The 23450-nt window shown below is 74.7% G+C and carries 21 protein-coding genes; 18 read left to right on the forward strand and 3 right to left on the reverse strand.

Going from position 1 to position 23450, the window contains the following annotated elements; all coding sequences use genetic code 11:
• Positions 1-2023: 2023 nt before the first annotated feature.
• The 12 genes from H9657_RS00005 to H9657_RS00060 all read left to right on the forward strand — a co-directional run bounded on the left by H9657_RS00005 (position 2024) and on the right by H9657_RS00060 (position 14813).
• Positions 2024-2860 (forward strand): hypothetical protein, encoded by an 837-nt coding sequence (locus H9657_RS00005; protein WP_318241189.1) that lies wholly within the window; start codon positions 2024-2026, stop codon positions 2858-2860.
• Positions 2857-3870 (forward strand): HAD-IIA family hydrolase, encoded by a 1014-nt coding sequence (locus H9657_RS00010; RefSeq protein ID WP_191779101.1) that lies wholly within the window; start codon positions 2857-2859, stop codon positions 3868-3870. The genes H9657_RS00005 and H9657_RS00010 overlap by 4 nt, the downstream gene beginning before the upstream one ends.
• Before the next feature lie 112 nt (positions 3871-3982).
• Positions 3983-4168, forward strand: a complete 186-nt coding sequence (locus H9657_RS00015; RefSeq protein ID WP_191779103.1) for a hypothetical protein — start codon at positions 3983-3985, stop codon at positions 4166-4168.
• Positions 4169-4179: 11 nt separating this feature from the next.
• A complete protein-coding gene (locus H9657_RS00020) occupies positions 4180-5013 on the forward strand; it encodes a TlyA family RNA methyltransferase (RefSeq protein ID WP_191779897.1) in 834 nt (277 codons plus the stop codon).
• Entirely contained in the window at positions 5010-5882 is an 873-nt protein-coding gene (locus H9657_RS00025) for an NAD kinase (protein WP_191779105.1), read from the forward strand. The genes H9657_RS00020 and H9657_RS00025 overlap by 4 nt, the downstream gene beginning before the upstream one ends.
• Positions 5879-7615 carry a DNA repair protein RecN gene (recN, locus tag H9657_RS00030; RefSeq protein WP_191779107.1) on the forward strand — a complete coding sequence of 579 codons (1737 nt, stop codon included), beginning with the start codon at positions 5879-5881 and terminating at the stop codon, positions 7613-7615. Before H9657_RS00025 ends, recN begins: the two co-directional genes overlap by 4 nt.
• A 6-nt stretch (positions 7616-7621) precedes the next feature.
• Positions 7622-8809 carry a putative cytokinetic ring protein SteA gene (gene steA / locus H9657_RS00035; protein ID WP_191779109.1) on the forward strand — a complete coding sequence of 396 codons (1188 nt, stop codon included), beginning with the start codon at positions 7622-7624 and terminating at the stop codon, positions 8807-8809.
• A 70-nt stretch (positions 8810-8879) separates the two neighbouring features.
• Positions 8880-9944, forward strand: a complete 1065-nt coding sequence (locus tag H9657_RS00040) for a copper transporter (protein WP_191779111.1) — start codon at positions 8880-8882, stop codon at positions 9942-9944.
• A complete protein-coding gene (locus H9657_RS00045; protein ID WP_191779113.1) occupies positions 9941-10828 on the forward strand; it encodes a hypothetical protein in 888 nt (295 codons plus the stop codon). The genes H9657_RS00040 and H9657_RS00045 overlap by 4 nt, the downstream gene beginning before the upstream one ends.
• Positions 10825-12471: a murein biosynthesis integral membrane protein MurJ gene (gene murJ, locus H9657_RS00050; protein ID WP_191779115.1), complete on the forward strand. Its 1647-nt coding sequence runs from the start codon at positions 10825-10827 to the stop codon at positions 12469-12471. The genes H9657_RS00045 and murJ overlap by 4 nt, the downstream gene beginning before the upstream one ends.
• A gap of 72 nt (positions 12472-12543) precedes the next feature.
• Positions 12544-14208 carry a CTP synthase gene (locus H9657_RS00055; RefSeq protein WP_318241190.1) on the forward strand — a complete coding sequence of 555 codons (1665 nt, stop codon included), beginning with the start codon at positions 12544-12546 and terminating at the stop codon, positions 14206-14208.
• Positions 14205-14813 (forward strand): NUDIX domain-containing protein, encoded by a 609-nt coding sequence (locus tag H9657_RS00060; RefSeq protein WP_191779117.1) that lies wholly within the window; start codon positions 14205-14207, stop codon positions 14811-14813. Before H9657_RS00055 ends, H9657_RS00060 begins: the two co-directional genes overlap by 4 nt.
• 54 nt (positions 14814-14867) lie before the next feature.
• Here the strand turns inward: H9657_RS00060 and H9657_RS00065 are convergent, their stop codons facing one another.
• From H9657_RS00065 to H9657_RS00075, 3 genes are all read right to left on the reverse strand, one after another.
• Positions 14868-15857 (reverse strand): COX15/CtaA family protein, encoded by a 990-nt coding sequence (locus H9657_RS00065; RefSeq protein ID WP_191779901.1) that lies wholly within the window; start codon positions 15855-15857, stop codon positions 14868-14870.
• 196 nt (positions 15858-16053) lie between these two features.
• On the reverse strand, positions 16054-16842 hold the full coding sequence (locus tag H9657_RS00070; RefSeq protein WP_191779119.1) for an ABC transporter permease: 789 nt from the start codon (positions 16840-16842) through the stop codon (positions 16054-16056).
• Entirely contained in the window at positions 16839-17774 is a 936-nt protein-coding gene (locus H9657_RS00075) for an ABC transporter ATP-binding protein (RefSeq protein WP_318241192.1), read from the reverse strand. Before H9657_RS00075 ends, H9657_RS00070 begins: the two co-directional genes overlap by 4 nt.
• A gap of 158 nt (positions 17775-17932) precedes the next feature.
• On the opposite strand from H9657_RS00075, the gene H9657_RS00080 reads away from it, so the two are divergent.
• The 6 genes from H9657_RS00080 (at position 17933) to sufC (ending at position 23427) form a co-directional block, all read left to right on the forward strand.
• On the forward strand, positions 17933-18571 hold the full coding sequence (locus tag H9657_RS00080; protein WP_191779123.1) for a hypothetical protein: 639 nt from the start codon (positions 17933-17935) through the stop codon (positions 18569-18571).
• 160 nt (positions 18572-18731) lie between these two features.
• Complete coding sequence (locus tag H9657_RS00085) at positions 18732-19553, forward strand: helix-turn-helix transcriptional regulator (RefSeq protein ID WP_191779125.1); 822 nt, start codon at positions 18732-18734, stop codon at positions 19551-19553.
• The gene (gene sufB / locus H9657_RS00090; RefSeq protein ID WP_191779126.1) at positions 19550-21007 is read left to right on the forward strand and encodes a Fe-S cluster assembly protein SufB; all 1458 of its coding nucleotides are present in this window, start codon (positions 19550-19552) and stop codon (positions 21005-21007) included. Before H9657_RS00085 ends, sufB begins: the two co-directional genes overlap by 4 nt.
• Positions 21007-22317, forward strand: a complete 1311-nt coding sequence (gene sufD / locus H9657_RS00095; RefSeq protein WP_191779128.1) for a Fe-S cluster assembly protein SufD — start codon at positions 21007-21009, stop codon at positions 22315-22317. The genes sufB and sufD overlap by 1 nt, the downstream gene beginning before the upstream one ends.
• Positions 22314-22646, forward strand: a complete 333-nt coding sequence (locus tag H9657_RS00100) for a non-heme iron oxygenase ferredoxin subunit (RefSeq protein WP_191779130.1) — start codon at positions 22314-22316, stop codon at positions 22644-22646. Before sufD ends, H9657_RS00100 begins: the two co-directional genes overlap by 4 nt.
• A gap of 16 nt (positions 22647-22662) precedes the next feature.
• Positions 22663-23427 (forward strand): Fe-S cluster assembly ATPase SufC, encoded by a 765-nt coding sequence (sufC, locus tag H9657_RS00105; protein ID WP_191779132.1) that lies wholly within the window; start codon positions 22663-22665, stop codon positions 23425-23427.
• Positions 23428-23450: the final 23 nt, after the last annotated feature.

Consider the following 23450-nt stretch of genomic DNA (forward strand, 5'->3'; position numbering starts at 1 on the left):
CGATGGTACTGCACCCGCCAGGGTGTGGGAGAGTAGGACGCCGCCGGACAATCATTCAACGAAAGGCCCACCCCTCAGGGGGTGGGCCTTTCGTCGTTCCCCGACGAAGTCCGCGCTTCGTCGTTCCCCGACGAAGTGCGCGCTCCACAGCCGCGTGCTTATCGATCCCGCCCGGAGCTCGTGGTCGAAACGCGCCCTGTGGCGAGACGAACGCGCTCGTTCGGCCGCAGTGGTGCGTCGGGTGCTCGCGGTGGTGGGACGATGGTGGTAGGCGATCGATCGAGGAGTACAGATGAACAGCGACGTGCCCAGCAGCTCGGGCGACCAGGACCGGCCCCGCAGGAGCGGCCCGCCCCGTGCGGGGGCGACCGGTGGTGGCTCCCGCGGGCGCGACGCCGGCGCGCGGGCCCCGTACTCGAGCGGCGGCGGTGCCCGTGGTGCCGCCCGCGACGGCGGTGGGCGCTCGGGCGGCTCCTCGGCGGGTCGCGGAGCCTTCGGCGCTGGACGGGCCGGCGGTCCGTCCCGTGACGACCGTGGGGCACGTCCCTACGGCGCGCAGGGCCGCGACGAAGGGGCGTCGCGCGGCGGCTGGTCCGAGCGCCCGCGTACCGGAGGTGTGCGTCCCACGGCCGCGGGCGGTGCGGGGGTCCGCGGGCCGCGGCAGGATCGCGCCACGGGTGCCTGGTCCGGTGAGCGGCGGTCCGCAGGCGCCCCGGACGCGCGTCGTGGCGACGACCGGCAGCGTGGAGCAGGGCAGTTCGGTTCCGACCGGGGCGCGGCGCGCGGGGCGAGCTCGTACGAGCGGTCGTCGGGCGGTGCCGGTCGCACAGGTGCCGGTGACCGTCGCGACGGCGGCGCACGGCCTCCCCGTGACGGTGGTCGGCCCGCCGGCGGGTCGTCGTACCGTGACGGTGGTCGGCCCACCGGTGCTTCGTCGTACCGTGACGGTGGTCGTCCCCCCGGCGGCGCTGGTCGTCCTGCGGGTGGCGCTGGTCGTTCCTTCGGTGACGGCGGGCGTCCGTCTGGTGACGGCCGTCCGTCCTACGGCGACCGCGGTCGGCCGACCGGTGGTGGGTCGTCCTACCGTGACGGTGGCCGTCCGGCCGGCGGCGCAGGCCGTCCGCCGAGCGGCGGTCGTACGTTCGGTGACGGCGGTCGTCCTGCGGGCGGGTCCTCCTACCGCGACGGCGGTCGTCCGGCCGGCGGCGGCGGTCGTCCCGCAGGTGCCGGTCGTTCCTTCGGTGACGGCGGGCGTCCGTCCGGTGAGGGCCGTCCGTCCTACGGCGACCGCGGTCGGCCGACCGGTGGTGGGTCGTCCTACCGTGACGGCGGTCGTCCGGCCGGTGGCGCAGGCCGTCCGCCGAGCGGCGGTCGTACGTTCGGTGACGGCGGTCGTCCTGCGGGCGGCTCGTCCTACCGCGACGCTGGTCGTCCCGCTGGTGGTGGCGGTCGTTCGTACGATGACGGCGGTCGTCCGACCGGTGGTGGGTCTTCGTACCGTGACGGCGGTCGTCCGGCCGGCGGCGCAGGCCGTCCGCCGAGCGGCGGTCGTTCGTTCGGTGACGGCGGGCGTCCGTCCGGTGAGGCACGTCCGTCGTACGGCGACCGTGGTCGTCCGGCGGGCGGCGCACCCTCCTACCGCGACGGTGGTCGTCCCAGCGGCGGCGCTGGTCGTCCCGCAGGTGGGGCCGGTCGTTCGTTCGGTGACGGCGGGCGTCCGTCCGGTGAGGGGCGTCCGTCCTACGGCGACCGTGGTCGTCCGACCGGTGGCGGGTCCTCCTACCGCGACGGTGGTCGTCCGGCCGGCGGTGGCGGATCGTCGGCCCGGGAGGGTGGGCGTCCTGAGCGGGGCGCCTCGGAGCGGCCGGGTCGATCCGCCGACGCCGGGTCGCGGTCCTCGTGGAGCAGCGGTGACCGGTCGTCCGGGCCGGGTGCCCGACCCGAGCGGGGCGCGGACCGTCCGGCGCGCGAGGGCGCGTCGACGTTCGGCGACGAGCGCGAGGCCCGTGTGCCGGATCCTGCGGTGCCCGAGGACGTGACGTTCTCGCTGCTGGACCGCGACGTCCGCGGGCGCCTGCGCACTCTCAGCAAGGAGAACGCCGAGCGCGTCGGTCGTCACCTCGTGATGGTCGGCCGCCTGCTCGACGACGACGCCGAGGCTGCGTACGAGCACGCCCAGGCTGCGGTGCGTCGGGCGGGACGCGTCGACGTCGTGCGTGAGGCCGCCGGTCTCGCTGCGTACCGCACGGGTCGCTACGCGGAGGCGCTGCGTGAGCTGCGGACCGTGCGGCGGCTCAACGGCTCCTCCGAGCACCTGGCGATCATGGCCGACGCCGAGCGGGGCCTCGGGAGGCCCGAGCGCGCGATCACGCTGTCGCAGGAGCCGGAGGCCGAGACCCTCGACACCGAGACGCAGATCGAGCTCGCGATCGTCGTGAGCGGCGCCCGGCTCGACCTCGGTCAGCCCGAGGCGGCGGTCGCCGTGCTCTCGAGCCCCACCGTGCGTGCGGCGCGGGGACTCGTGGCGGCGCGTGTCGCGCAGGCCCGTGCGGCGGCACTCGAGGCCGCCGGACGCGCGGACGAGGCAGCAGCCGAGCTCGCGGACTTCCCGCAGGACGTGCTCGACGAGGCTGCCGGCAACACGACCGAGCACGACGAGGTCGTGGTGTACGACCTCACGGAGGACGAGGAGGGCGAGGAGGCGGCCGAGATCACGTCCGACGAGAACCCGGCGGCTGACGAGCCGGAGGTGCCTGAGGCTGTCGAGGCCGAGGCTGTCGAGACCGTCGACGCGAGCGCCGAGCCCGTGGGCGACGTCGTGGCGTCCGACGAGTCCGTCACGCAGGAGGACGCACGGTGACCGAACGCGGACTGCTGGGCTGCGACGAGCCGCTCGCGGAGCGCTACGACCTGGCGCTCGTGGACCTGGACGGTGTGGCCTACCGCGGTCACGAGCCGATCGACGGTGCCGCCGAGGGTCTGGCCGGTGCGCGAGCCGCCGGCATGCGGCTGGTGTTCGTCACCAACAACGCGTCGCGGGAGCCGGAGGCGGTCGCCGAGCAGCTGAGCGGCCTCGACATCCCGACGCGCGCCGACGAGGTGATGACGGCGGCGCAGGCCGCGGCCGAGCTGCTCGCGACGCGCGTGCCCACCGGCGAGCCCGTGCTCGTCGTGGGCGGCGCGGGCCTGCACACCGCGGTCGCTGCCAAGGGCTACCGGATCGTGGCCTCGGCCGACGACGGCCCGGTCGCGGTCGTGCAGGGGTTCGCCCCCGAGGTGGGGTGGGCCCAGCTGGCCGAGGCCGCCTATGCGGTGCGGTCGGGTGCGTGGCACGTCGCCTCGAACCTCGACCTGAGCCTGCCGACCGCGCGCGGCTTCGCGCCCGGCAACGGTGCGCTCGTCGGTGCGGTGCGGGCCGCCACCGGCATCGAGCCGTCGAGCGCGGGGAAGCCGTCGCCGACGATGTACCGGCTCGCCGTGGACCGTGCGGGGGCGACGCGCCCCCTGGTGGTCGGGGACCGCCTCGACACCGACCTCGCGGGTGCGCGCGCGGGTGACATCCCGGGCCTGCACGTCCTCACGGGCGTGAGCACCGCGCGCGACGCGGTGCTCGCGGTGCCGGGCGAGCGGCCGCACTACCTCGCGGCCGACCTGCGGGCGCTGCTCGCGGCCCATCCCGAGCCGCTCCCCGACGACGGCTGGTGGTCGTGCCGCGGCGCTGCCGCGCGGGTCGTGTCCGGGGCGCTCGAGCTGCGGGGCGCGCCGCAGGACCCCGTCGACCTCGTGCGGGCCGCGTGCGCAGCCGCGTGGGACGCGGTCGACCGCGGAGGCGTCGTCGATCCGTCGACGGTGCCCGAGCTCCTGCGCTGACGCGGGCACCGCCCTGTGGGTGGTGGGCCACCCACGTCGCCGCCGACAGGTAGCGTGGACGCGCGCCGGTCGGAGGAGACCCATGACGCGCAGGTCGAAGGAAGGACGTGACGTGAGCGAGCCCGAGCAGAGCACCGGCGGGACCGGCGCCGAGGTCCCGCTGACGGGTGACGACGCCGTGGACGAGGCGCTGAGCCGCCTCACGGACGTCGAGCTCCAGGACCTGCGCACGCAGGTCGGCACGTTCGAGGACGTGCACGGTGCCCTGCAGGACCGGTTGGCGGACGCCGAGGGATGACGGTCACGACGATGACGGCCCGGCTCGACTCCGAGCTCGTGCGGCGCGGCCTCGCGCGCTCGCGCGGGCACGCCTGCGACCTCCTGGCCGCCGGGCGGGTGCGCGTGGACGGCGCTGCGGTCCGCCGGCCCGCGACCCAGGTCGACGACGGTCAGGACGTCCGCGTGGACGTCGCTCCCGACGACCCCGGGTACGCGTCGCGTGCGGCGTACAAGCTCGCGGACGCGCTGGACGCGTACGGGACGGACGGTCCGCAGGTCGCCGGCCGCGTGTGCCTCGACGCCGGTGCGAGCACGGGCGGGTTCACCGACGTGCTGCTGCGGCGGGGTGCGTCGCGTGTCGTCGCGGTCGACGTGGGGCACGGACAGCTCGTCGCCCGGCTGCGCGAGGACCCGCGTGTCGAGGTCCGCGAGCACGTCAACGTCCGCGACCTGCGCGCGGGCGACGTGGTGCCTGCGCCCGGCCTCGTCGTCGCGGACCTGTCCTTCATCTCGTTGACGCTCGTGCTGGAGCCGCTGCTCGCCGTGGCGGCACCCGGCGCAGACCTCGTGCTGCTGGTCAAGCCGCAGTTCGAGGTGGGGCGGGAGCGGCTGGGCTCGGACGGCGTGGTGCGCGATCCCGACCTGTGGCACGCCGCGGTCACGGGTGTCTGCGACAGCGCAGCGGCACACGGAGCGGTAGTGCGTGACGTGCGACCCAGCACCCTGCCCGGCACCCACGGCAACGTCGAGTTCGTCCTGTGGGCACTGGCCCCGGATCCCGCGCGGTCGCCTCTGACGGTCGACGTCCCCGACGTCGTCACGGCCGCCGTGCGGGCCGCGGCGGGCACGGGGTGGTCCCGGTGACGCGGCGCGCGCTCGTCGTGCGGCACAGCGGCCGGCCGGAGGCGGTCGCGGCCACCGAGGCCGTGCTGCGCGCGCTGAGCGCGGCCGGCGTCGAGACGGTCACCGCATCGCAGGACACCACCCCGGACGAGCTGCCGCCGTTCGAGCTGGCCGTCGTGCTCGGCGGTGACGGCACGATCCTGCGTGCCGCCGAGCTCACGCGCGGCACGGACGTGCCCCTGCTGGGCGTCAACCTCGGTCACGTCGGCTTCCTCGCCGAGATCGAGCCGGCCGACGTCGCGACGGCCGTGCGGCGGCTGACCGACGGCGACTACGACGTCGAGGAGCGCTCGACCCTCGAGGTCCGGGTCATCGACGCCGCGGGCACGGTGCAGGACTGCTGGGCGCTCAACGAGGCCGCGCTGGAGAAGACCGACCCGGCGCGCATGATCGAGGTCGTCATCGAGGTCGACGGCCGCCCCCTGTCGTCGTTCGGCTGCGACGGTCTCGTCGCCGCGTCCGCGACGGGCTCCACCGCGCACGCGTTCTCCGCGGGCGGTCCCGTCGTGTGGCCCGACGTGCGCGGGATGGTGCTCGTCCCGCTCGCCGCGCACACGCTCTTCGCGCGCCCGCTCGTCATGGGCCCGAGCAGCGTGCTCGCGGTCGAGGTGCTCGAGCGCTCGCCGTCGACCGCGGTCGTCACGTGCGACGGCCGCCGCCAGGTGCCCGTCGCCCGCGGCACCCGGATCGAGGTCCGCGTGAGCGACGTGCCCGTGCGCTTCGCGCGGCTCAACCCCGCGCCCTTCACGACGCGCCTGGTGCAGAAGTTCGACCTGCCCGTCGTCGGTTGGCGCGGTGCCCACCGGGACGACGAGGAGGGCGTGCGGTGATCGACGAGATCCGGATCGAGGACCTCGGGGTCATCGGGCGCGCGCACGTGCGCCTGGGCGCCGGTCTGACCGTGCTCACGGGCGAGACCGGCGCGGGCAAGACGATGGTGCTCACGGCGCTCGGCCTGCTCCTGGGTGGCCGCGCCGACCCGGCCACCGTCCGTACCGGTGCGACGGGCGCGGCCGTCGAGGGCAGGGTGCTGCTGGCGCCCGGGTCGCCGGCGCTCGAGCGCGCCCGCGACGCGGGCGCGGAGGTCGACGACGACGGCACGCTGGTCGTCCTGCGGACCGTGGGGGCAAGCACGCCGGACTCGCCCGGACGCTCGCGCGCATTCCTCGGTGGCCGCTCGGTGCCGCAGGGCCTGCTCGCCGAGATCGCCGAGGAGCTCGTGACGGTGCACGGTCAGGCCGACCAGATGCGCCTGCGCTCCGCCGTGCGGCAGCGCGCCGCGCTGGACGCCTTCGCCGGGCCGGAGCACGCCGCCGTGATCGCGGAGCACGCCACGACGTGGGCGGAGCGGGCGCGCGTGCAGGCCGAGCTCGACGACCGCGTCGCGCGGGCGCAGGAGCGCGCACGCGAGGCCGAGCTGCTGCGGCTCGGGCTGGCCGAGGTCGAACGGGTGGCGCCGCAGCCGGGGGAGGACCTCCAGCTCGCCGCCGAGGCGGAGCGGCTCGGCAACGCCGAGGACCTGCGCGCCGCCGCCGCGGGTGCGCACGTGGCGCTCGTGGGGGACGAGGACGCGGCCGACGTCGGAGCGGCGGCGGTCGTGCTCGTCGAGGAGGCACGCCGGTCGCTCGAGCACGCGGGCCACCACGACAGCGCGCTCGCGGACCTCGCGGCCCGTGCCGCCGAGGCCGGCTACCTGCTGGCCGACCTGGCGGCGGATCTCTCGGCCTACGTGCAGGACCTGCAGGCGGACCCGGCGCGGCTCGACGCGGTGCAGCGTCGCCGGGCCGAGCTGACGGGGCTCACGCGCAGCTACGGCGAGGACGTCGGCGCCGTGCTGGAGTGGGCGCGCGGCGCGTCCGACCGCCTGCTCGACCTCGACGGGGGGCAGGAGCGCGTGGCCGAGCTCACGGCTCGGCGTGACGCGCTCGACGCACGCGTGCGTGACCTCGCCGCGACCATCACCGCGACCCGCACGCGGGCGGCGGCCCGGCTGGCCGACGCCGTGACCGAGGAGCTCGCGAGCCTGGCGATGGCGGCCGCGCGGCTCGAGGTCCGTGTCGAGCCCGCCGACGAGCCGGGTCCCCACGGCGCGGACCACGTGGAGATGCTGCTGGTGCCGCACGCGGGTGCGCCCGCCCGCCCGCTCGGCAAGGGTGCGTCGGGCGGTGAGCTGTCACGCGTGATGCTCGCGCTCGAGGTCGCCCTCGCGACCGCCGAGGGGTCGGGCGCCGCGACGCCCGGCACGTTCGTGTTCGACGAGGTCGACGCGGGCGTCGGAGGCCGGGCCGCCACGCAGGTGGGGGAGCGGCTCGCGAGGCTCGCGCGCGGGACCCAGGTGCTCGTCGTCACGCACCTGGCCCAGGTCGCCGCGTGCGCCGACCGGCACCTGGTCGTGACGAAGTCCGTCGCGGACGGCGTCGACGTCGTCACCGAGTCGGACGTGCGCGAGGTGACGGGGGACGACCGGGTGCGCGAGCTCGCCCGCATGCTCTCCGGCCAGGACGACTCGGCCACGGCACGGGCCCACGCAGCGGAGCTGCTGGCCCAGTCCGTGGGACGATGAGCCCCGATGAGAGTCTCCCTGCGCCGCCGCACGCCCCCGACCGATGACGCCGAGGTCGTCGGGCCTGCCCGTGTCGACCCCCGCACCAAGGGCCTGACGAAGCGGCTGAAGCCCGGTGACATCGCGGTGATCGACCACCTGGACCTCGACCGGGTCTCGGCCGAGGCCCTGGTCGCGTGCCGACCCGCCGCGGTGCTCAACGCCGCCCGCTCCACCTCGGGCAGGTACCCGAACCTCGGGCCCGAGATCCTCGTGGAGGCCGGGATCCCGCTCGTCGACGACCTCGGTCCCGACGTGATGGGGCTGACCGAGGGGCACGTCCTGCGCGTCGTCGACGGTGCGGTCTTCGACGGCGAGACCCTCGTCGCCGAAGGCGTCGCGCAGACCGCCGAGAGCGTGGCGGCGACGATGGCGGAGGCCCGCGAGGGGCTGTCCGTGCAGCTCGAGTCGTTCGCCGCGAACACGATGGACTACCTGCGTCGCGAGCGCGAGCTGCTGCTGGACGGTGTCGGCGTGCCCGACATCGACACCCGGATCGACGGGCGCCAGGTGCTCATCGTGGTGCGCGGGTACCACTACAAGGAGGACCTGGTCACGCTGCGCCCGTACATCCGCGAGTACCGGCCGGTGCTCATCGGTGTGGACGGCGGCGCGGACGCGATCCTCGACGCCGGGTGGCGCCCGGACATGATCGTCGGCGACATGGACTCGGTCTCCGACCGTGCGCTGCAGTGCGGTGCCGAGGTCGTCGTCCACGCCTACCGCGACGGGCGGGCGCCCGGCATCGCACGCGTCGAGCAGCTGGGCGTCCCGCACGTCGTGTTCCCGGCGACGGGCACCAGCGAGGACGTCGCGATGCTGCTGGCCGACGACAAGGGCGCCGAGCTCATCGTCGCGGTGGGGACGCACGCCACCCTGGTCGAGTTCCTCGACAAGGGGCGCTCGGGCATGGCGAGCACGTTCCTCACGCGGCTGCGGGTCGGCGGCAAGCTCGTCGACGCCAAGGGCGTGTCCCAGCTCTACCAGCACCGGATCTCGAACGTGCAGCTCACGCTGCTGTCGCTCGCCGGGCTGTTCGCGCTCGGTGTGGCGCTCGCCTCGACCACCGCGGGCCAGACCCTGTTCGGTCTGTTCGGCGCCCGCGTCGACGACCTCGTCTCCTGGGTGGGCGCACTGTTCGGCGGATCGCCGTGACGAGCCCCGCCCGCCCCCTGTTCGCACGTCCTGCCGCGACGCGTCGCGCACCCGATCGAGAGCCCACCCTGTGATCGACTTCCGGTACCACATCGTCTCGCTCATCTCCGTGTTCCTCGCGCTCGCCGTCGGGATCGCGCTCGGCGCCGGCCCGTTGAAGGAGACCATCGGCGACACGCTGACGGGTCAGGTCCAGGCGCTGCGCGCCGAGAAGGAGGGCCTGCGCACGCAGCTCGACGAGACCGGGAGCGACCTGGCCGCCGAGGAGGCGTTCGTGTCCGCCTCGGGTGAGCGGCTGCTCGCCGGGACGCTGACCGACCGGCGCGTGGCGCTCGTGCTGGTCGGGGAGGTCCCCGAGGACCAGGTCACGGACCTCACCGAGCGGTTCGCCCAGGCCGGCGCGACCGTGTCGGCCACGGCGACGGTCAACGACACCTGGACCGACCCCGCGCTCACGACGTACCGACGGACGCTCGCGGGCACCCTCGTCTCGTACCTCGACGAGCCGCCCGCGTCCGACGCCGGCACCGACACCGAGCTGGCCGAGGCGCTGGTCGCCGGGCTGGTCGGTGGCGACTCGGCCTCGCCCGACGGGCTGTCGGAGAACGCCTCGTCCCTCCTCGACGTGCTCGCCGAGGGCGACCAGGCGCTCGTGACGTTCACCGAGGACGTCACGCAGCCGGCCGACGCCGTCGTGCTCGTCGCGGGCGCGACGCCCGAGGCGGGCGGACCGGCCGCGACGACCGAGGAGACCCCCGCCGGTCTCGACCCGCAGCTGGCGCTCGTCGCGGCCGCCGAGCGGTTGGCGCAGGGCGTCGTGGTCGCCCAGGCAGCGCCGTCGGACGACTCCCTCGTGGCCGCCGTGCGCGGCGACGACGAGCTCGGCGGCGTCACGACCGTGGCGGACACCACGACGGTGAGCGGGCAGGTGACCGTGCCGCTCGCCCTGGCGGCGGACATCGCCCAGCAGCCCGGGCACTACGGCTACGGGGACGACCTGACGGTCCTGCCGCCGGCCGTGCAGCTGCCGCCCGTCGACCGCAGCCCCGCGCTGCCCGACGCCGGCGCCGGTGCCGGCGACGTCCCGGACGCCACCGGGGACGCCGGTGACGCCAACCCCGGTGGTGAGGGGTGAGCGCACCGCGCCGCGTCCTGCCGGCCGTGGTCGCGGGTGTCGCCACCGCGGTGACGCGCGGCGGCCTCGACTGGCAGCCTCCCGGCGGTGCGGCGACGTGGACGCGCACCAACCACCGGGGTGAGCCCGTGAGCCTCCTGGAGGGACCTGCCGTGGCGGCGGGTGTCCTCGCGGGGGCACTGGTCGGCGGGGGCGCGCGCGCCACCTTCGCGACCGCCGTCGCGGCCCTCGGCGGAGCGACGTTCGGGCTGGTGGACGACCTGCGCGAGGACTCCGAGACGCGGACCAAGGGTCTGCGCGGGCACCTGGGAGCGCTCGCACGCGGGCACGTCACGACCGGTGGCCTCAAGGTGCTCGGCATCGGCGCGAGCGCGCTCGTGGCGGCGGCCGTCGCCCCGCCCGCCGGAGGGGTCGCGACGCGGCCGCTGGCACGGGGGGCCGACACCCTCGCGCCGGCGGCGCTCGTCGCCGGCGCCGCCAACCTGCTCAACCTCCTCGACCTGCGTCCCGGGCGCGCGCTGAAGGCCGCCTCGCTGGCCGCCGTGCCCCTGGTCGGCACCGCGGGCGGTGCCGCCGCCTGCGCCGTGCTCGGCGCCGCGTCGACGGCCGTGGAGGCCGACCTCGCGGAGACCGACATGCTCGGTGACGCGGGGGCCAACGCCGTCGGTGCGGTCCTGGGCACGGCCGTCGTGCTGGGGGCGCCCCGTCCCGTGCGCCTGGCGGTCCTCGGTGTCGTGGTGGCACTGACGCTCGCGAGCGAGCGCGTGAGCTTCACGCGCGTCATCGAGCGCACGCCCGTGCTGCGCGAGCTCGACGCGTGGGGCCGGCGCCCGGTGTCGTCCGCCGCGAGTGGCGCCGCCGCGGGCGGACCCGTCGCGTCATGAGCACCGGGGTGCGTCGCGCGCTCCAGGGCCTGGTGGGCGCCGCTGCGATGATCGCGGCGATCACCGTCGTCAGCCGCGTGCTGGGCCTCGTGCGCACGATCGTGCAGGCGTCCACGGTGGGGACGGAGGCGATCAACGACGCCTACAGCGCGGCCAACCTGCTGCCGAACGTGCTGTTCGAGATCGCCGCCGGCGGTGCCCTGGCCGGAGCCGTGGTGCCGCTCCTGGCCGCGCCGGTCGCGCGCGCCGACCGCGACCAGGTCGCGCGGGTCGTGTCGGCCGCACTCGGGTGGGTCCTGCTCGTGCTGCTGCCCGTCGGCGTGCTGCTGGCCGCGCTGAGCGGCGTGGTGGGCGACTACGCGGGCGACGACGCCGTCATGGCGTCGACGGTGCGGTTCTTCGTGCTCGTCTTCGCGGTCCAGGTCCCCGTCTACGGCGTCACGGTGCTGCTGTACGGCGTCCTGCAGGCCCACAAGCGGTTCTTCTGGCCCGCGTTCGCGCCGATCCTCAACTCGTTCGTGCTCATCGTCACCTTCACCGTCTACGGCGCCATGGCCGACGGCGAGACGAGCGACCCCACGGCGCTCGCGGCCGGCGCGCTCGACGTGCTCGCCTGGGGCACCACCGCCGGGGTGGTCGCCATGTGCCTGCCCGTGATCGGTCCGGTGCGGCGCCTGGGTGTCCGCCTGACGCCCACGCTGCGCTTCCCCGGGGACGCCGGCACGCGGTTCCGTGCGCTGGCGCTCGCCGGCGTGGGTTCGGTCGCCGCGCAGCAGGTGTCGGTGCTCGTCGTGTGGCTGATGGCGAACGGCCTGCTCCCGCACGACGGCCGCGGGTTCTCCGCCGTCGTGTACTCCCAGCAGATCTACCTGCTGCCCTACGCCGTCCTGGTCGTCCCCCTGGCGACCTCCACGTTTCCCCGCGTGGCCGCGTACGCGGCCGCCGGCGACGCCGGCCGGTTCGCACGCATGTCCGCCGTGACCACGCGCGCGGTGCTCGCGGTCGGCGCGCTGGGCGCCGCTGCCGTGCTCGCCGCCGCCGCTGCCGTGGCGACCGTCTTCGCGCGGGTCTCGCCCGGCGCCGACGGGGTGATCGAGGCGATGACCGTGCTGCTCACCTGGATGTCGCCGGGCGTGGTCGGCCTCGCGGTCATGTTCCACGTCTCGCGGACCCTCTACGCGGTCGAGCGACCGCGCGCGGCGGTCGCGGCGAACGTCGTCGGGTGGGGGAGCGTCGCCGTGCTGGCACCGGTGCTGCTCCTCGTGACGGGCACGGACGGGTCGGCGGTCCTGCGCGCGATCGGGCTCGCGACGTCGCTGGGGATGACGGCGGGCGGGATCGCGGCCGTCGTCGTGCTCCGGCGGGCGGCGGGCTCCGCCGCCCTGTCGGGGATGCTGCGCACGACGGTGGTCGCGATCGGTGCGGCGTGCGGGGGCGCGGTGGCCGGCCGCGCGGTCGCCTCGACGGTCCTCGACCTCGTGGGCGACGACGTGTGGAGCGCGACCGGTGCCGCGGCCGGTGCGGCGGTGGTGGCGGCGACCGTCGTCGCGGCCGCCGTCATGGTGCTCGACCCCAGCACCCTCAAGGGCGTCGTCGCGGCCGAGCCGGCACCCCTGCCGCCCACCGACGGCGTACGGCACTGACGTCCCGATCGGCGCGCCGGGCGGGCCGCCGGACGTGGACGGCCCCGACGTCGGGTAGCGTGGAAGCCCGTGATGGATCGCGCACATCGACTCTCCGGGCGGTCGGACTCTCTGACCCGGCACATCTTCGTCAGCGGAGGCGTCGCCTCCTCTCTGGGCAAGGGCCTGACGGCCAGCAGCCTCGGTCGACTCCTGCGATCTCGGGGCCTGCGGGTCACGATGCAGAAGCTCGACCCGTACCTCAACGTCGACCCCGGCACCATGAACCCCTTCCAGCACGGTGAGGTGTTCGTCACCGAGGACGGTGCCGAGACGGACCTCGACGTGGGCCACTACGAGCGGTTCCTCGACGTCGACCTCGTCGGCTCGGCGAACGTCACGACGGGTCAGGTGTACTCCAACGTCATCGCCAAGGAGCGGCGCGGGGAGTACCTGGGCGACACCGTCCAGGTGATCCCGCACATCACCGACGAGATCAAGGCGCGCATGCGCTCGCAGGCGTCCGACGACGTCGACGTGATCATCACGGAGATCGGCGGCACGGTCGGCGACATCGAGTCGCAGCCGTTCCTCGAGGCCGCGCGCCAGGTGCGGCACGACCTGGGCCGCGACAACGTGTTCTTCCTGCACGTGTCGCTGCTGCCGTACATCGGGCCGTCGGGCGAGCTCAAGACCAAGCCGACGCAGCACTCCGTGGCGGCGCTGCGCAGCATCGGCATCCAGCCCGACGCGATCGTCCTGCGCGCCGACCGGGAGGTCCCCGAGTCGATCAAGCGCAAGATCGCGCTGTTCTGCGACGTGGACGTCGACTCGGTCGCGATCGCGAAGGACGCGCCGAGCATCTACGACATCCCGCGCGTGCTGCACTCCGAGGGCCTGGACGCGTACGTCGTGCAGCGCCTCGGCCTGCCGTTCCGCGACGTGGAGTGGAGCGGCTGGGACGCCCTGCTGACGCGCGTGCACGCCCCCGCGCACGAGCTCGAGGTCGCGCTCGTCGGCAAGTACATCGACCTGCCCGACGCGTACCTCTCGGTCACCGAGGCGCTGCGCGCCGGCGGTTTCCACCACGACGCGCGGGTCACGATCCGCTGGGTCCCGTCCGACGACTGCCGCACGCCCGAGGGCGCGCAGGAGGCGCTCGGCGGTGTCGACGCGGTGCTCGTGCCCGGCGGGTTCGGCGTGCGCGGCATCGAGGGCAAGCTCGGCGCCCTGCGCTGGGCGCGCGAGCGCAAGGTCCCGACGCTGGGCCTGTGCCTCGGCCTGCAGTGCATGGTCATCGAGTACGCCCGCAACGTCGCCGGGCTCGAGGGCGCGTCGTCCTCCGAGTTCGACCCCGACACGGCCCACCCCGTCATCGCGACGATGGAGGAGCAGCTCTCCATCGTCGACGGCGCGGGCGACCTCGGCGGCACGATGCGCCTGGGCGCGTACGACGCCAGGCTCGCCCCCGGGTCGGTCGTGGCGGAGGTCTACGGCTCCGAGCACGTGTCCGAGCGGCACCGCCACCGGTACGAGGTCAACAACGCCTACCGCGACAAGCTCGAGGCCGCCGGCCTCGTGATCTCGGGGGTGTCGCCGGACCGGTCCCTGGTCGAGTTCGTCGAGCTGCCGCGCGAGGAGCACCCGTACTACGTCGCGACGCAGGCGCACCCGGAGTTCAAGTCCCGCCCGACGCGGGCGCACCCGCTGTTCGCGGGCCTGGTCGCCGCGGCGCTCGCGGCGCGGGCCGGCGCGTGAGCGACGGACCGCTCGTCGACGTCCCGTGCGAGCGGGACGTCGTGGAGCACCGGCTGCTGCACGAGGGACGGGTGTGGGACCTGGTGTCCGACACGGTGCGTCTCGACGACGGCGAGGTCGTGCGCGAGTACGTCGACCACCCCGGTGCCGTCGCCGTGATCGCGCTCGACGACGAGGACCGCGTGCTGCTGCTCTCGCAGTACCGGCACCCGGTGCGGCACGTCCTGTGGGAGCCGTCGGCCGGTCTGCTCGACGTCGAGAACGAGGACCTCGTCGCGGCCGCGGCACGCGAGCTCGCCGAGGAGGCCGACCTCGTCGCCGGCCGGTGGTGGCGCCTCGTCGAGTACTTCAGCTCGCCCGGCGGGTCGGACGAGCGCATCACGGTGTTCCTCGCGCGCGACCTCACGCCCGTGCCGCAGGACGAGCGGTACGTGCGCGGCGAGGAGGAGGCGGCGATGGTCCCCGTGTGGGTGCCGCTCGACGAGGCCGTCGCCGGTGTCCTGGCGGGCCGCCTGCACAGCCCGACGACCGTGACGGGCGTGCTCGCCGCGGCGGCCGCCCGTGCGGCCGGGTGGGCGAACCTCACCGAGGTCAGCCCCGCCTGACCGCGTGCGCCGACGAGCGGGCCCGGGACCCGAGCGGTCCCGGGCTCGCCGCGCTCAGGCGGCGGCGCGGTGGCGCAGCGTCCCGAGGAAGAGCGCGATCGCGGCGATCAGCAGGCCGGCCCCCAGCATGTGGAGGTTGACCAGCGCGATCGGCAGCCCGGTGAACAGCTGCACGTACCCGATGAGCCCCTGGCCCAGGGTGACGGCCAGCAGCACGAGACCCGAGCGCAGCGCCCGGGCCACGCCGGCCGTCGCCACCGGGACGGCGACCGGGGCGATGCCCCGCGCGGGCTGCGGACGACCGTCGGCGCGCTCGTACGACGGTCCTGCGGGCACGGCCCGTCGTGCGCGGACCAGCAGCAGCAGGATCACGGCGAGGGTCCCGACGAAGGCCCACACGGACAGCGCGTGCACCCGTGCCATCGCGTACGGGTCGACGGCGAACCGGTAGCCGACCTCCTCGTCGCCCGAGTGCGGCCCCGCCCCCGTGACCACGACCCCCAGGGCGACGACCACCGCGCCGAGCACCGCGAGCCCGCGCGCCAGCGTGCGGACGCGTGCGTCGACGACCGGCACCACCGGCCCGTCGCCCTCACGCCTGCGGACCACGAGCCACGCGGACACGGCGATGAGCGCCGCGGAGATGAGGAAGTGCGACCCGACGATCGCCGGGTGCAGGTCGACCAGCACCGTGATGCCCCCGACGACGGCCTGGACCACGACGCCCACGAGCGGCGCCCAGGCCAGCCTGCGGTACGACAGCGAGCGGGTCCGGTCGAGCCCCGCGAGCAGGGCGACGGCCAGTGCCAGCACGACGAGGACGCCCGTCAGGGTGCGGTTCCCGAACTCGATGAGCGGGTGGATCGTCATCTCGGAGTGGAACTCGGGCGTGAACCGGCCCGGCTCGCAGTACGGCCAGTCGGAGCACCCGAGCCCGGAGCCGGTCAGCCGCACCGCGCCGCCGGTCACGACGATGCCGATCTGCGCCACGAGGTTCGCCACGACCGCCGGCTTCGTCCAGCGCGGACGCAGGCGGTCGAGCAGGTCGGACCCTCGGACGAGGACGGAGGTGCGCTCCCGGGGCGGGAGCTCGCTCCGGGACGCGGGGTCGGGGGAGGGCAAGGTGCCGGTCACGTGGTCCAGCGTAGGTCGCGCGTGCGGCGCTCCGGCCCCGACGAGCCGCCCCGGCGTGCGGCGTACGTCTCACCGACCGGGTCACGCGGCCGACGCGTCGAGGGACTCAGTGCCAGCGGAACAGGCGCGCCGCCAGGGCGCCCAGCGCCACGGTCCAGCCGGCGAGCACCAGCACCGGGACGAGCGGCAGCGCACCGTCGACGAGGGCACCGCGCAGGACGTCGCCGAGCGCACCCGACGGCAACCACGCCGCGACCGTCGAGAGCGGCCCGGGCAGGCGCTCGGCGGGCACGATCACACCGCCGCCCAGCGCGAGCACGAGCAGCAGCAGGTTGGCCAGCGCGAGCACGGCCTCGGCGCGCAGCGTGCCGGCCACCAGGAGTGCCAGCGCGGTGAACGCTCCGGTGCCGAGCGCGACGCCCAGCAGCGCGAGCACGACGCCCGCCGCGTCGGGACGCCACCCCAGCGCGAACGCGGCGGCGCCCAGCAGGACCACCTGCACCGCCTCGACGGCCAGGACGCCGAGCACCTTGCCGGACAGCAGCCCGCCACGGCCGAGCGGCGTCGTCGCCATGAGGCGCAGGACGCCGTTGCGCCGGTCGAAGGCGGTCGCGATGGCCTGCGACGTGAAGGACGCGGTCATCACGGCGAGGGCCAGCACACCGGGCGTCAGGAAGTCGGCCCGCGACAGGCCGTCGGTGTCGATCTCGACGAAGGTGCCCTTGACGAGACCGACCAGCGCCAGGACGGGGATGACGACGGCGACCAGCACCTGCTCGCCGTTGCGCAGGATCATGCGTGCCTCGAACGCGGCCTGCGCGAGCACGCGGCGCGTGGCGGGGGCCGCGCGCTGTACGCCCGCGCCGGCGTGCACGTCGGGGACCGGGGCGGTCATCGCAGGCTCCGTCCGGTCAGGTCGAGGAAGACGTCCTCGAGCGTGCGCCGCCCCAGGTCGAGCCGCGTCACGAGCACGTCGTGCGACGCGAACCAGGCCGTGACGGCGGCGACGGTCGCGGGCCCCACCGCACCGGTGACGGCGAGGGTCGAGCCGGAACGGCGCTCGACCGCGAAGCCGGCACCGAGCCGGTCGCGCAGCCCCGCGGGGTCGACGTCCCCGGCGGCGTGCACCACCAGGGTCGCCGCGCCCTGCGCGTCGGCGCCGGCCGTGAGCAGCTCGGGGACGCTGCCCTGCGCGAGCACCCGGCCGTGGTCCACGACCACGACGTGGTCGGCGAGGCCCTCGGCCTCCTCCATGAGGTGCGTCGTGAGGATGACGGCGGCACCGCCGTCGCGCAGCTCGCGCACGAGCTCCCACACGGCGAGCCGGGACTGCGGGTCCATGCCGGCGCTCGGCTCGTCGAGGAAGACGACGCGCGGACGCCCGACGACCGCCACGGCCAGCGCGAGGCGCTGCCGCTGCCCGCCCGACAGGCGGCGCACCGTGGTGCGGGCGAAGGCGCCGAGGCCGAGCCGCTCGGCCAGCGCGTCGGTGTCCAGGGGCGTCGCGTACATGCGGGCGACGTGGTCGAGCATCTCGCGGGCGCGCACGCCCGTCGGCAGGCCGCCGTCCTGCAGCATCACACCGACGAGCGGCCGCAGGGCCGCGCCGTCGGCGACCGGGTCGAGCCCCAGGACGCGGACGGTGCCCGCGTCGGGCGCGCGCAGGCCCTCGCAGCACTCGACGGTGGTCGTCTTGCCGGCGCCGTTGGGCCCGAGGACGGCGGTCACGCGACCGACGGGCGCGGACAGGTCGAGGCCGTCGACGACGGCGCGTCCGTCGTACCTCTTGACGAGGCCGCGGACCTCGACGGCGGGGGAGTGCGGCACGGGGCGCGAGTCTAGGCGCTCGTGCCCGTGGCGTGGCGCCCGGCTGGTGTCCTGGTCGTGGACACCGCGGACGGCACGTGCGCGGTGCGTCCTAACGTACGCGCGCAGGGGGTGCGTCCGGACCATCCCCGTGCGTCCGAGACACGCCGGGAGGCACCGTGGTCACGTACCGCATCGACACGACGTCCCTGCGCGAGGTCCCGCTCGACGTGAGCGCGACGTGGGAGCACGTGGAGCTGCTGGAGCGCCGGGGGGTCGACGGCGACGGTGAGCGCGTGGTGTGGCTGCGGATCCTCGGTGCGCTCGCCTCGGCGGAGCAGCTCGCATGGTCCGACGTCGCGCGCCACGGGGGCCCGGCGTCGCTCGAGCAGGTGCCCCGCCCGGGTGGTCACGACGTGCCGGCGGCAGCGTGGCGGCCCCTGCTGCGGCTCGCCCAGGTGCTCCACTGGCGCCACCGGTTCGACGCCGCGGACGTCGCCGTGGACGCGGTCCGTCGCGCGGCGCAGGCCACCATCGTGCGTCACGACGTCGACGAGGCGACGCGGCGCGACTGCTCGGCAGTCCTCGCGTTCGCCGACCAGGGGCAGGGCAAGGTGCGCTACGACGCGGGCCGGTGCGTGGAGGCGGTCCACCTCTTCACCTCGGCGCTCGAGCGCCGCACGCGCGACGGCGCGCCGGCGGACCAGATCGAGTCGAGCCGGATCGCGCTCGCGGCGGCGAGCAGCCGCGCAGCGAGCACGGGCGCCGCGCGCAGCGGCGCGGAGCACGACGCGTGGCAGGCCGCCGCCCGGGTGTGACGTGAGGCACGCGGCACGCGCGTGCGAGGGCCGACGAAGGTACGCCTTGCTTGCGGGGATGGATTTCGGCAACAAGGATGTTGCCGATATCGAACGCCGTTCTGCGTTCGTCGCGTCCGGACCCGCCCGAGGGTCCGCGCCATGGCTCCCGGAGGTGCGCATGACAGGTCCCACGCCTGTCGTCGACCGCACCCCCGACGCGGTGAGCGACCACGAGGCGTCCACGCGCCGGCGCATCCTGCAGATCGTGGCCGCCGACGGCCCTGTCAGCGCCGCGGACCTCGCGTCCGCGCTCGACCTCGCCGCCGCCGGCGTCCGCCGGCACCTGCAGGCGCTCGAGCTCGCCGACCAGGTCACCGTCCACCGCGGCCGTGCCGCGTCCCGCGGCCGCGGACGCCCCGCCCGTCGCTACGTCGTCACCGGCCAGGGCCAGACGGCGCTGTCCCACCGCTACGCCGAGATCGCCGCGGACGCGTTGGGCTTCCTCGCGCACGCGGCCGGGCCGCAGGCGGTGGAGCAGTTCGCCGAGCACCGCGTGCGCGAGCTCGAGCAGCGGCACGCCGCCGCGGTGGACGCCGCGGGCCCCGACGTCGCGGCACGTGCCGAGGCGCTGGCGCAGGCGCTCGCGGGGGACGGCTACGCCGCCTCGGTGCGCCCGGTGCCCGGCACGTCGGTCGTCCAGCTGTGCCAGGGCCACTGCCCGGTGCAGGAGGTGGCCGCGCAGTTCCCGCAGCTGTGCGAGGCGGAGGCGCGGGCGTTCGGCCGTCTGCTCGGCGTGCACGTGCAGCGGCTCTCGACGCTCACGTCCGGCGGCCACGTGTGCACCACGAGCATCCCGACCGTCCCGACCCGCGCGTCCGCCCCGGGCGGCACCGGACCCCCTGACGACCCCGTCCTCGGCGGGACGGCCCACGCGGCCCTCCCCGCTCCGACCCCGAACCCCCCAGCCCCCGTGCACTCGACGGAAGGACCGACACGATGAGCGCACCCACGGACGACACGGCCACCCGGCCGGCGGCCGCAGAGCCGCTGAGCCAGGACGAGGCGATCGCCTCCATCGGCAACTACACCTTCGGCTGGCACGACCCCGACGTCGCCGGCTCGGTCGCGCGCCGCGGCCTGTCCGAGGACGTCGTGCGCGACATCTCGCGGCTCAAGAACGAGCCCGAGTGGATGCTCAAGACGCGCCTGAAGGCCCTGCGGCTGTTCGACAAGAAGCCCATGCCCTGGTGGGGTGCGGACCTGTCGGGCATCGACTTCGACAACATCAAGTACTTCGTGCGGTCCACGGAGAAGCAGGCCACCAGCTGGGAGGACCTGCCCGAGGACATCAAGAACACGTACGACCGGCTCGGCATCCCCGAGGCCGAGAAGCAGCGGCTCGTCTCGGGCGTCGCGGCGCAGTACGAGTCCGAGGTCGTCTACCACCAGATCCAGGAGTCGCTCGAGGAGCAGGGCGTCATCTTCCTCGACACCGACACCGCGCTGCGTGAGCACCCGGAGATCTTCGAGCAGTACTTCGGCTCGGTCATCCCGTCCGGGGACAACAAGTTCGCGGCGCTCAACACCGCGGTGTGGTCGGGCGGCTCGTTCGTCTACGTCCCGCCGGGCGTGCACGTCGAGATCCCGCTGCAGGCCTACTTCCGGATCAACACCGAGAACATGGGCCAGTTCGAGCGGACGCTGATCATCGCGGACGAGGGCTCCTACGTGCACTACGTCGAGGGCTGCACCGCGCCGATCTACCAGTCGGACTCGCTGCACTCGGCGGTCGTCGAGATCATCGTCAAGAAGAACGCCCGCGTGCGGTACACGACCATCCAGAACTGGTCGAACAACGTCTACAACCTCGTCACCAAGCGGGCGACCGCGGCCGAGGGCGCGACGATGGAGTGGGTCGACGGCAACATCGGCTCCAAGGTGACCATGAAGTACCCCGCGATCTACCTCATGGGCGAGCACGCACGCGGCGAGACGCTCTCGATCGCGTTCGCGGGCGAGGGCCAGCACCAGGACGCGGGCTCGAAGATGGTGCACGCCGCACCGCACACGTCGTCGTCGATCGTCTCGAAGTCCGTCGCGCGCGGCGGCGGGCGGACGTCGTACCGCGGGCTCGTGCAGATCCTCGAGGGGGCCGAGCACTCGGCGTCCAACGTGCTGTGCGACGCGCTGCTCGTGGACCAGATCTCGCGCTCGGACACCTACCCGTACGTCGACGTCCGCGAGGACGACGTGTCGATGGGCCACGAGGCCACGGTGTCCCGCGTGAGCGAGGACCAGCTGTTCTACCTCATGTCCCGAGGCATGACCGAGACCGAGGCCATGGCCATGATCGTGCGCGGGTTCGTCGAGCCCATCGCGCGCGAGCTGCCCATGGAGTACGCGCTCGAGCTCAACCGCCTCATCGAGCTGCAGATGGAAGGGGCCGTCGGCTGATGACGACCACCACGAACGAGACGGCACCCACCGCGGGCCTCTCCACGGACCACTCCCTCGCCGTCGCCGACGGCGCCCACACGCACGGCGGGCTCGTGCCCGAGTCGTCGCGCGCGTCGCGGCCCACGAGCTTCGACGTCGCCGACTTCCCCGTGCCCACCGGGCGCGAGGAGGAGTGGCGCTTCGCCCCGGTCGACCGGTTCGCGGGTCTGTTCGCGGCCGCGAGCGACGGCATCCTGACCGGGCGCGGCGTCCTGACGACCGTCGTCGAGGCGCCCGAGGTCCGCGTCGAGATCGTCGACCGCGACGACGCGCGCCTCGGCACCGCCGGCAAGCCCGGCGACCGTGCCGCCGCGACCGCGTGGGCGTCGTTCGACCGCGCGACCGTCGTGACGCTGCCGCGCGAGTCGGTCTCCTCCAAGGTGACGTCGATCGTCGTCGAGGGCGTCGAGGGTGCCGGCCTGGCCGACGCGCCGCTCGAGCCGACGGCCACCCACCTGCTCGTCCACGCCGAGCCGCTGTCGCAGGGCGTCGTCGTGCTCGACCACGTCGGGCACGCGAACCTCACCGAGACGGTCGAGATCGTGGCCGAGGACGGTGCGCACCTCACGGTCGTGTCGGTGCAGGACTGGGCCCCCGGCTCGGTCCACGCCGCGAGCCACCGCGTGCGGATCGGCCGCGACGCGTCCGTCAAGCACATCGTCGTCACGCTCGGCGGCGACGTCGTGCGCGTCACGCCCGACACCGAGTTCGTCGGCGAGGGCGGGTCCGTCAAGGCGCTCGGGCTGTACTTCGCCGACGCGGCGCAGCACCAGGAGCACCGCCTGTTCGTCGACCACGCGGTCCCGAACTGCGTGTCCCGCGTGACGTACAAGGGCGCGCTGCAGGGCGTCGGCGCCCACACCGTGTGGGTCGGCGACGTGCTCATCCGCGCGGCCGCCGAGGGCACGGACACCTACGAGCTCAACCGCAACCTCGTCCTGACGGACGGCGCGCGCGCGGACTCGGTGCCGAACCTGGAGATCGAGACGGGCCTCATCGAGGGTGCCGGCCACGCCAGCGCGACCGGCCGGTTCGACGACGAGCAGCTCTTCTACCTGCGCTCGCGCGGCATCCCCGAGACCGACGCGCGTCGCCTCGTGGTCCGCGGCTTCTTCGCCGAGCTCATCCAGGAGATCGGTGTCCCCGAGGTCGAGGAGCGGCTCACGGCCGCCATCGACGCGGAGCTCGAGAAGTCCATGTCGGCGATCCTCGGCACCGAGCCGCACGTCGAGGGCTCGGAGGCCGCGCTCTCCACGGAGCGTGCATGAGCGCCCAGCTGGCCTGCTACACCGCGGACGTGCCCGTCGCCGGCACGCTGCGCGTCGAGCTCGAGGGCGAGACGGGACCCGTCGAGGTCGCCGTCGTCCGTGACGAGTCCGGCGACTGGCACGCGATCAGCGACATCTGCTCGCACGGTGCCGTCTCCCTGTCCGACGGCGAGGTCGAGGACTGCACGGTGGAGTGCTGGCTGCACGGGTCGAGGTTCGACCTGCGCTCCGGCAAGCCGCTGTCACCGCCCGCGATCAAGCCCGTCCCCGTCTACCCCGTGACCGTCGACGGCGAGCGTGTGCTCGTCGACGTCGACGCGCCGCTCTGAACCCGAGGAGTACCCGATGTCCACCCTGGAGATCCGCGACCTGCACGTCAGCGTCGAGACGAAGGAGGGCCCCAAGCCCATCCTGCGCGGCGTCGACCTCACCGTGAGCAGCGGCGAGACCCACGCCATCATGGGCCCCAACGGGTCCGGCAAGTCCACGCTGGCGTACTCGCTGGCCGGGCACCCGAAGTACCAGATCACGTCGGGCAGCGTGCTGCTCGACGGTGAGGACGTCCTCGCGATGAGCGTCGACGAGCGTGCCCGCGCCGGCATGTTCCTCGCCATGCAGTACCCCGTCGAGGTCCCCGGCGTGTCCGTGTCGAACTTCCTGCGGACCGCCAAGACCGCGATCGACGGTCAGGCGCCGCCGCTGCGCTCGTGGGTCAAGGACATGCGCGGCGCGATGGACGCCCTGCGCATGGACGCCACGTTCGCGGAGCGGTCCGTCAACGAGGGCTTCTCCGGTGGCGAGAAGAAGCGCCACGAGATCCTCCAGATGGAGCTCCTCAAGCCGCGCTTCGCCATCCTCGACGAGACCGACTCGGGTCTCGACGTCGACGCGCTGCGCGTCGTGTCCGAGGGCGTCAACCGCGTCAAGGCCGGCGGCGACGTGGGTGTGCTCCTCATCACGCACTACACGCGCATCCTGCGCTACATCCAGCCCGACTTCGTGCACGTCTTCGTCGACGGCCGGATCGCCGAGGAGGGTGGCCCGGAGCTGGCCGAGCGCCTCGAGAACGAGGGCTACGACCGGTTCCTGCCGGCCGGCACGTCGGTCTGAGACCGTCGGGGGGGGGCGGCGCG

The organism is Cellulomonas avistercoris, from assembly GCF_014836445.1.
Classification (GTDB): Bacteria; Actinomycetota; Actinomycetes; order Actinomycetales; family Cellulomonadaceae; genus Cellulomonas; species Cellulomonas avistercoris.

Coding starts and splice junctions, on each gene's coding strand:
- sufD (WP_191779128.1), top strand. CDS start 21,007: ATGACGACCACCACGAACGAGACGGCACCCACCGCGGGCCTCTCCACG.
- steA (WP_191779109.1), top strand. CDS start 7,622: ATGAGAGTCTCCCTGCGCCGCCGCACGCCCCCGACCGATGACGCCGAG.
- H9657_RS00100 (WP_191779130.1), top strand. CDS start 22,314: ATGAGCGCCCAGCTGGCCTGCTACACCGCGGACGTGCCCGTCGCCGGC.
- H9657_RS00020 (WP_191779897.1), top strand. CDS start 4,180: ATGACGGCCCGGCTCGACTCCGAGCTCGTGCGGCGCGGCCTCGCGCGC.
- sufB (WP_191779126.1), top strand. CDS start 19,550: ATGAGCGCACCCACGGACGACACGGCCACCCGGCCGGCGGCCGCAGAG.
- H9657_RS00085 (WP_191779125.1), top strand. CDS start 18,732: ATGACAGGTCCCACGCCTGTCGTCGACCGCACCCCCGACGCGGTGAGC.
- H9657_RS00070 (WP_191779119.1), bottom strand. CDS start 16,842: ATGACCGCCCCGGTCCCCGACGTGCACGCCGGCGCGGGCGTACAGCGC.
- sufC (WP_191779132.1), top strand. CDS start 22,663: ATGTCCACCCTGGAGATCCGCGACCTGCACGTCAGCGTCGAGACGAAG.
- murJ (WP_191779115.1), top strand. CDS start 10,825: ATGAGCACCGGGGTGCGTCGCGCGCTCCAGGGCCTGGTGGGCGCCGCT.
- H9657_RS00055 (WP_318241190.1), top strand. CDS start 12,544: ATGGATCGCGCACATCGACTCTCCGGGCGGTCGGACTCTCTGACCCGG.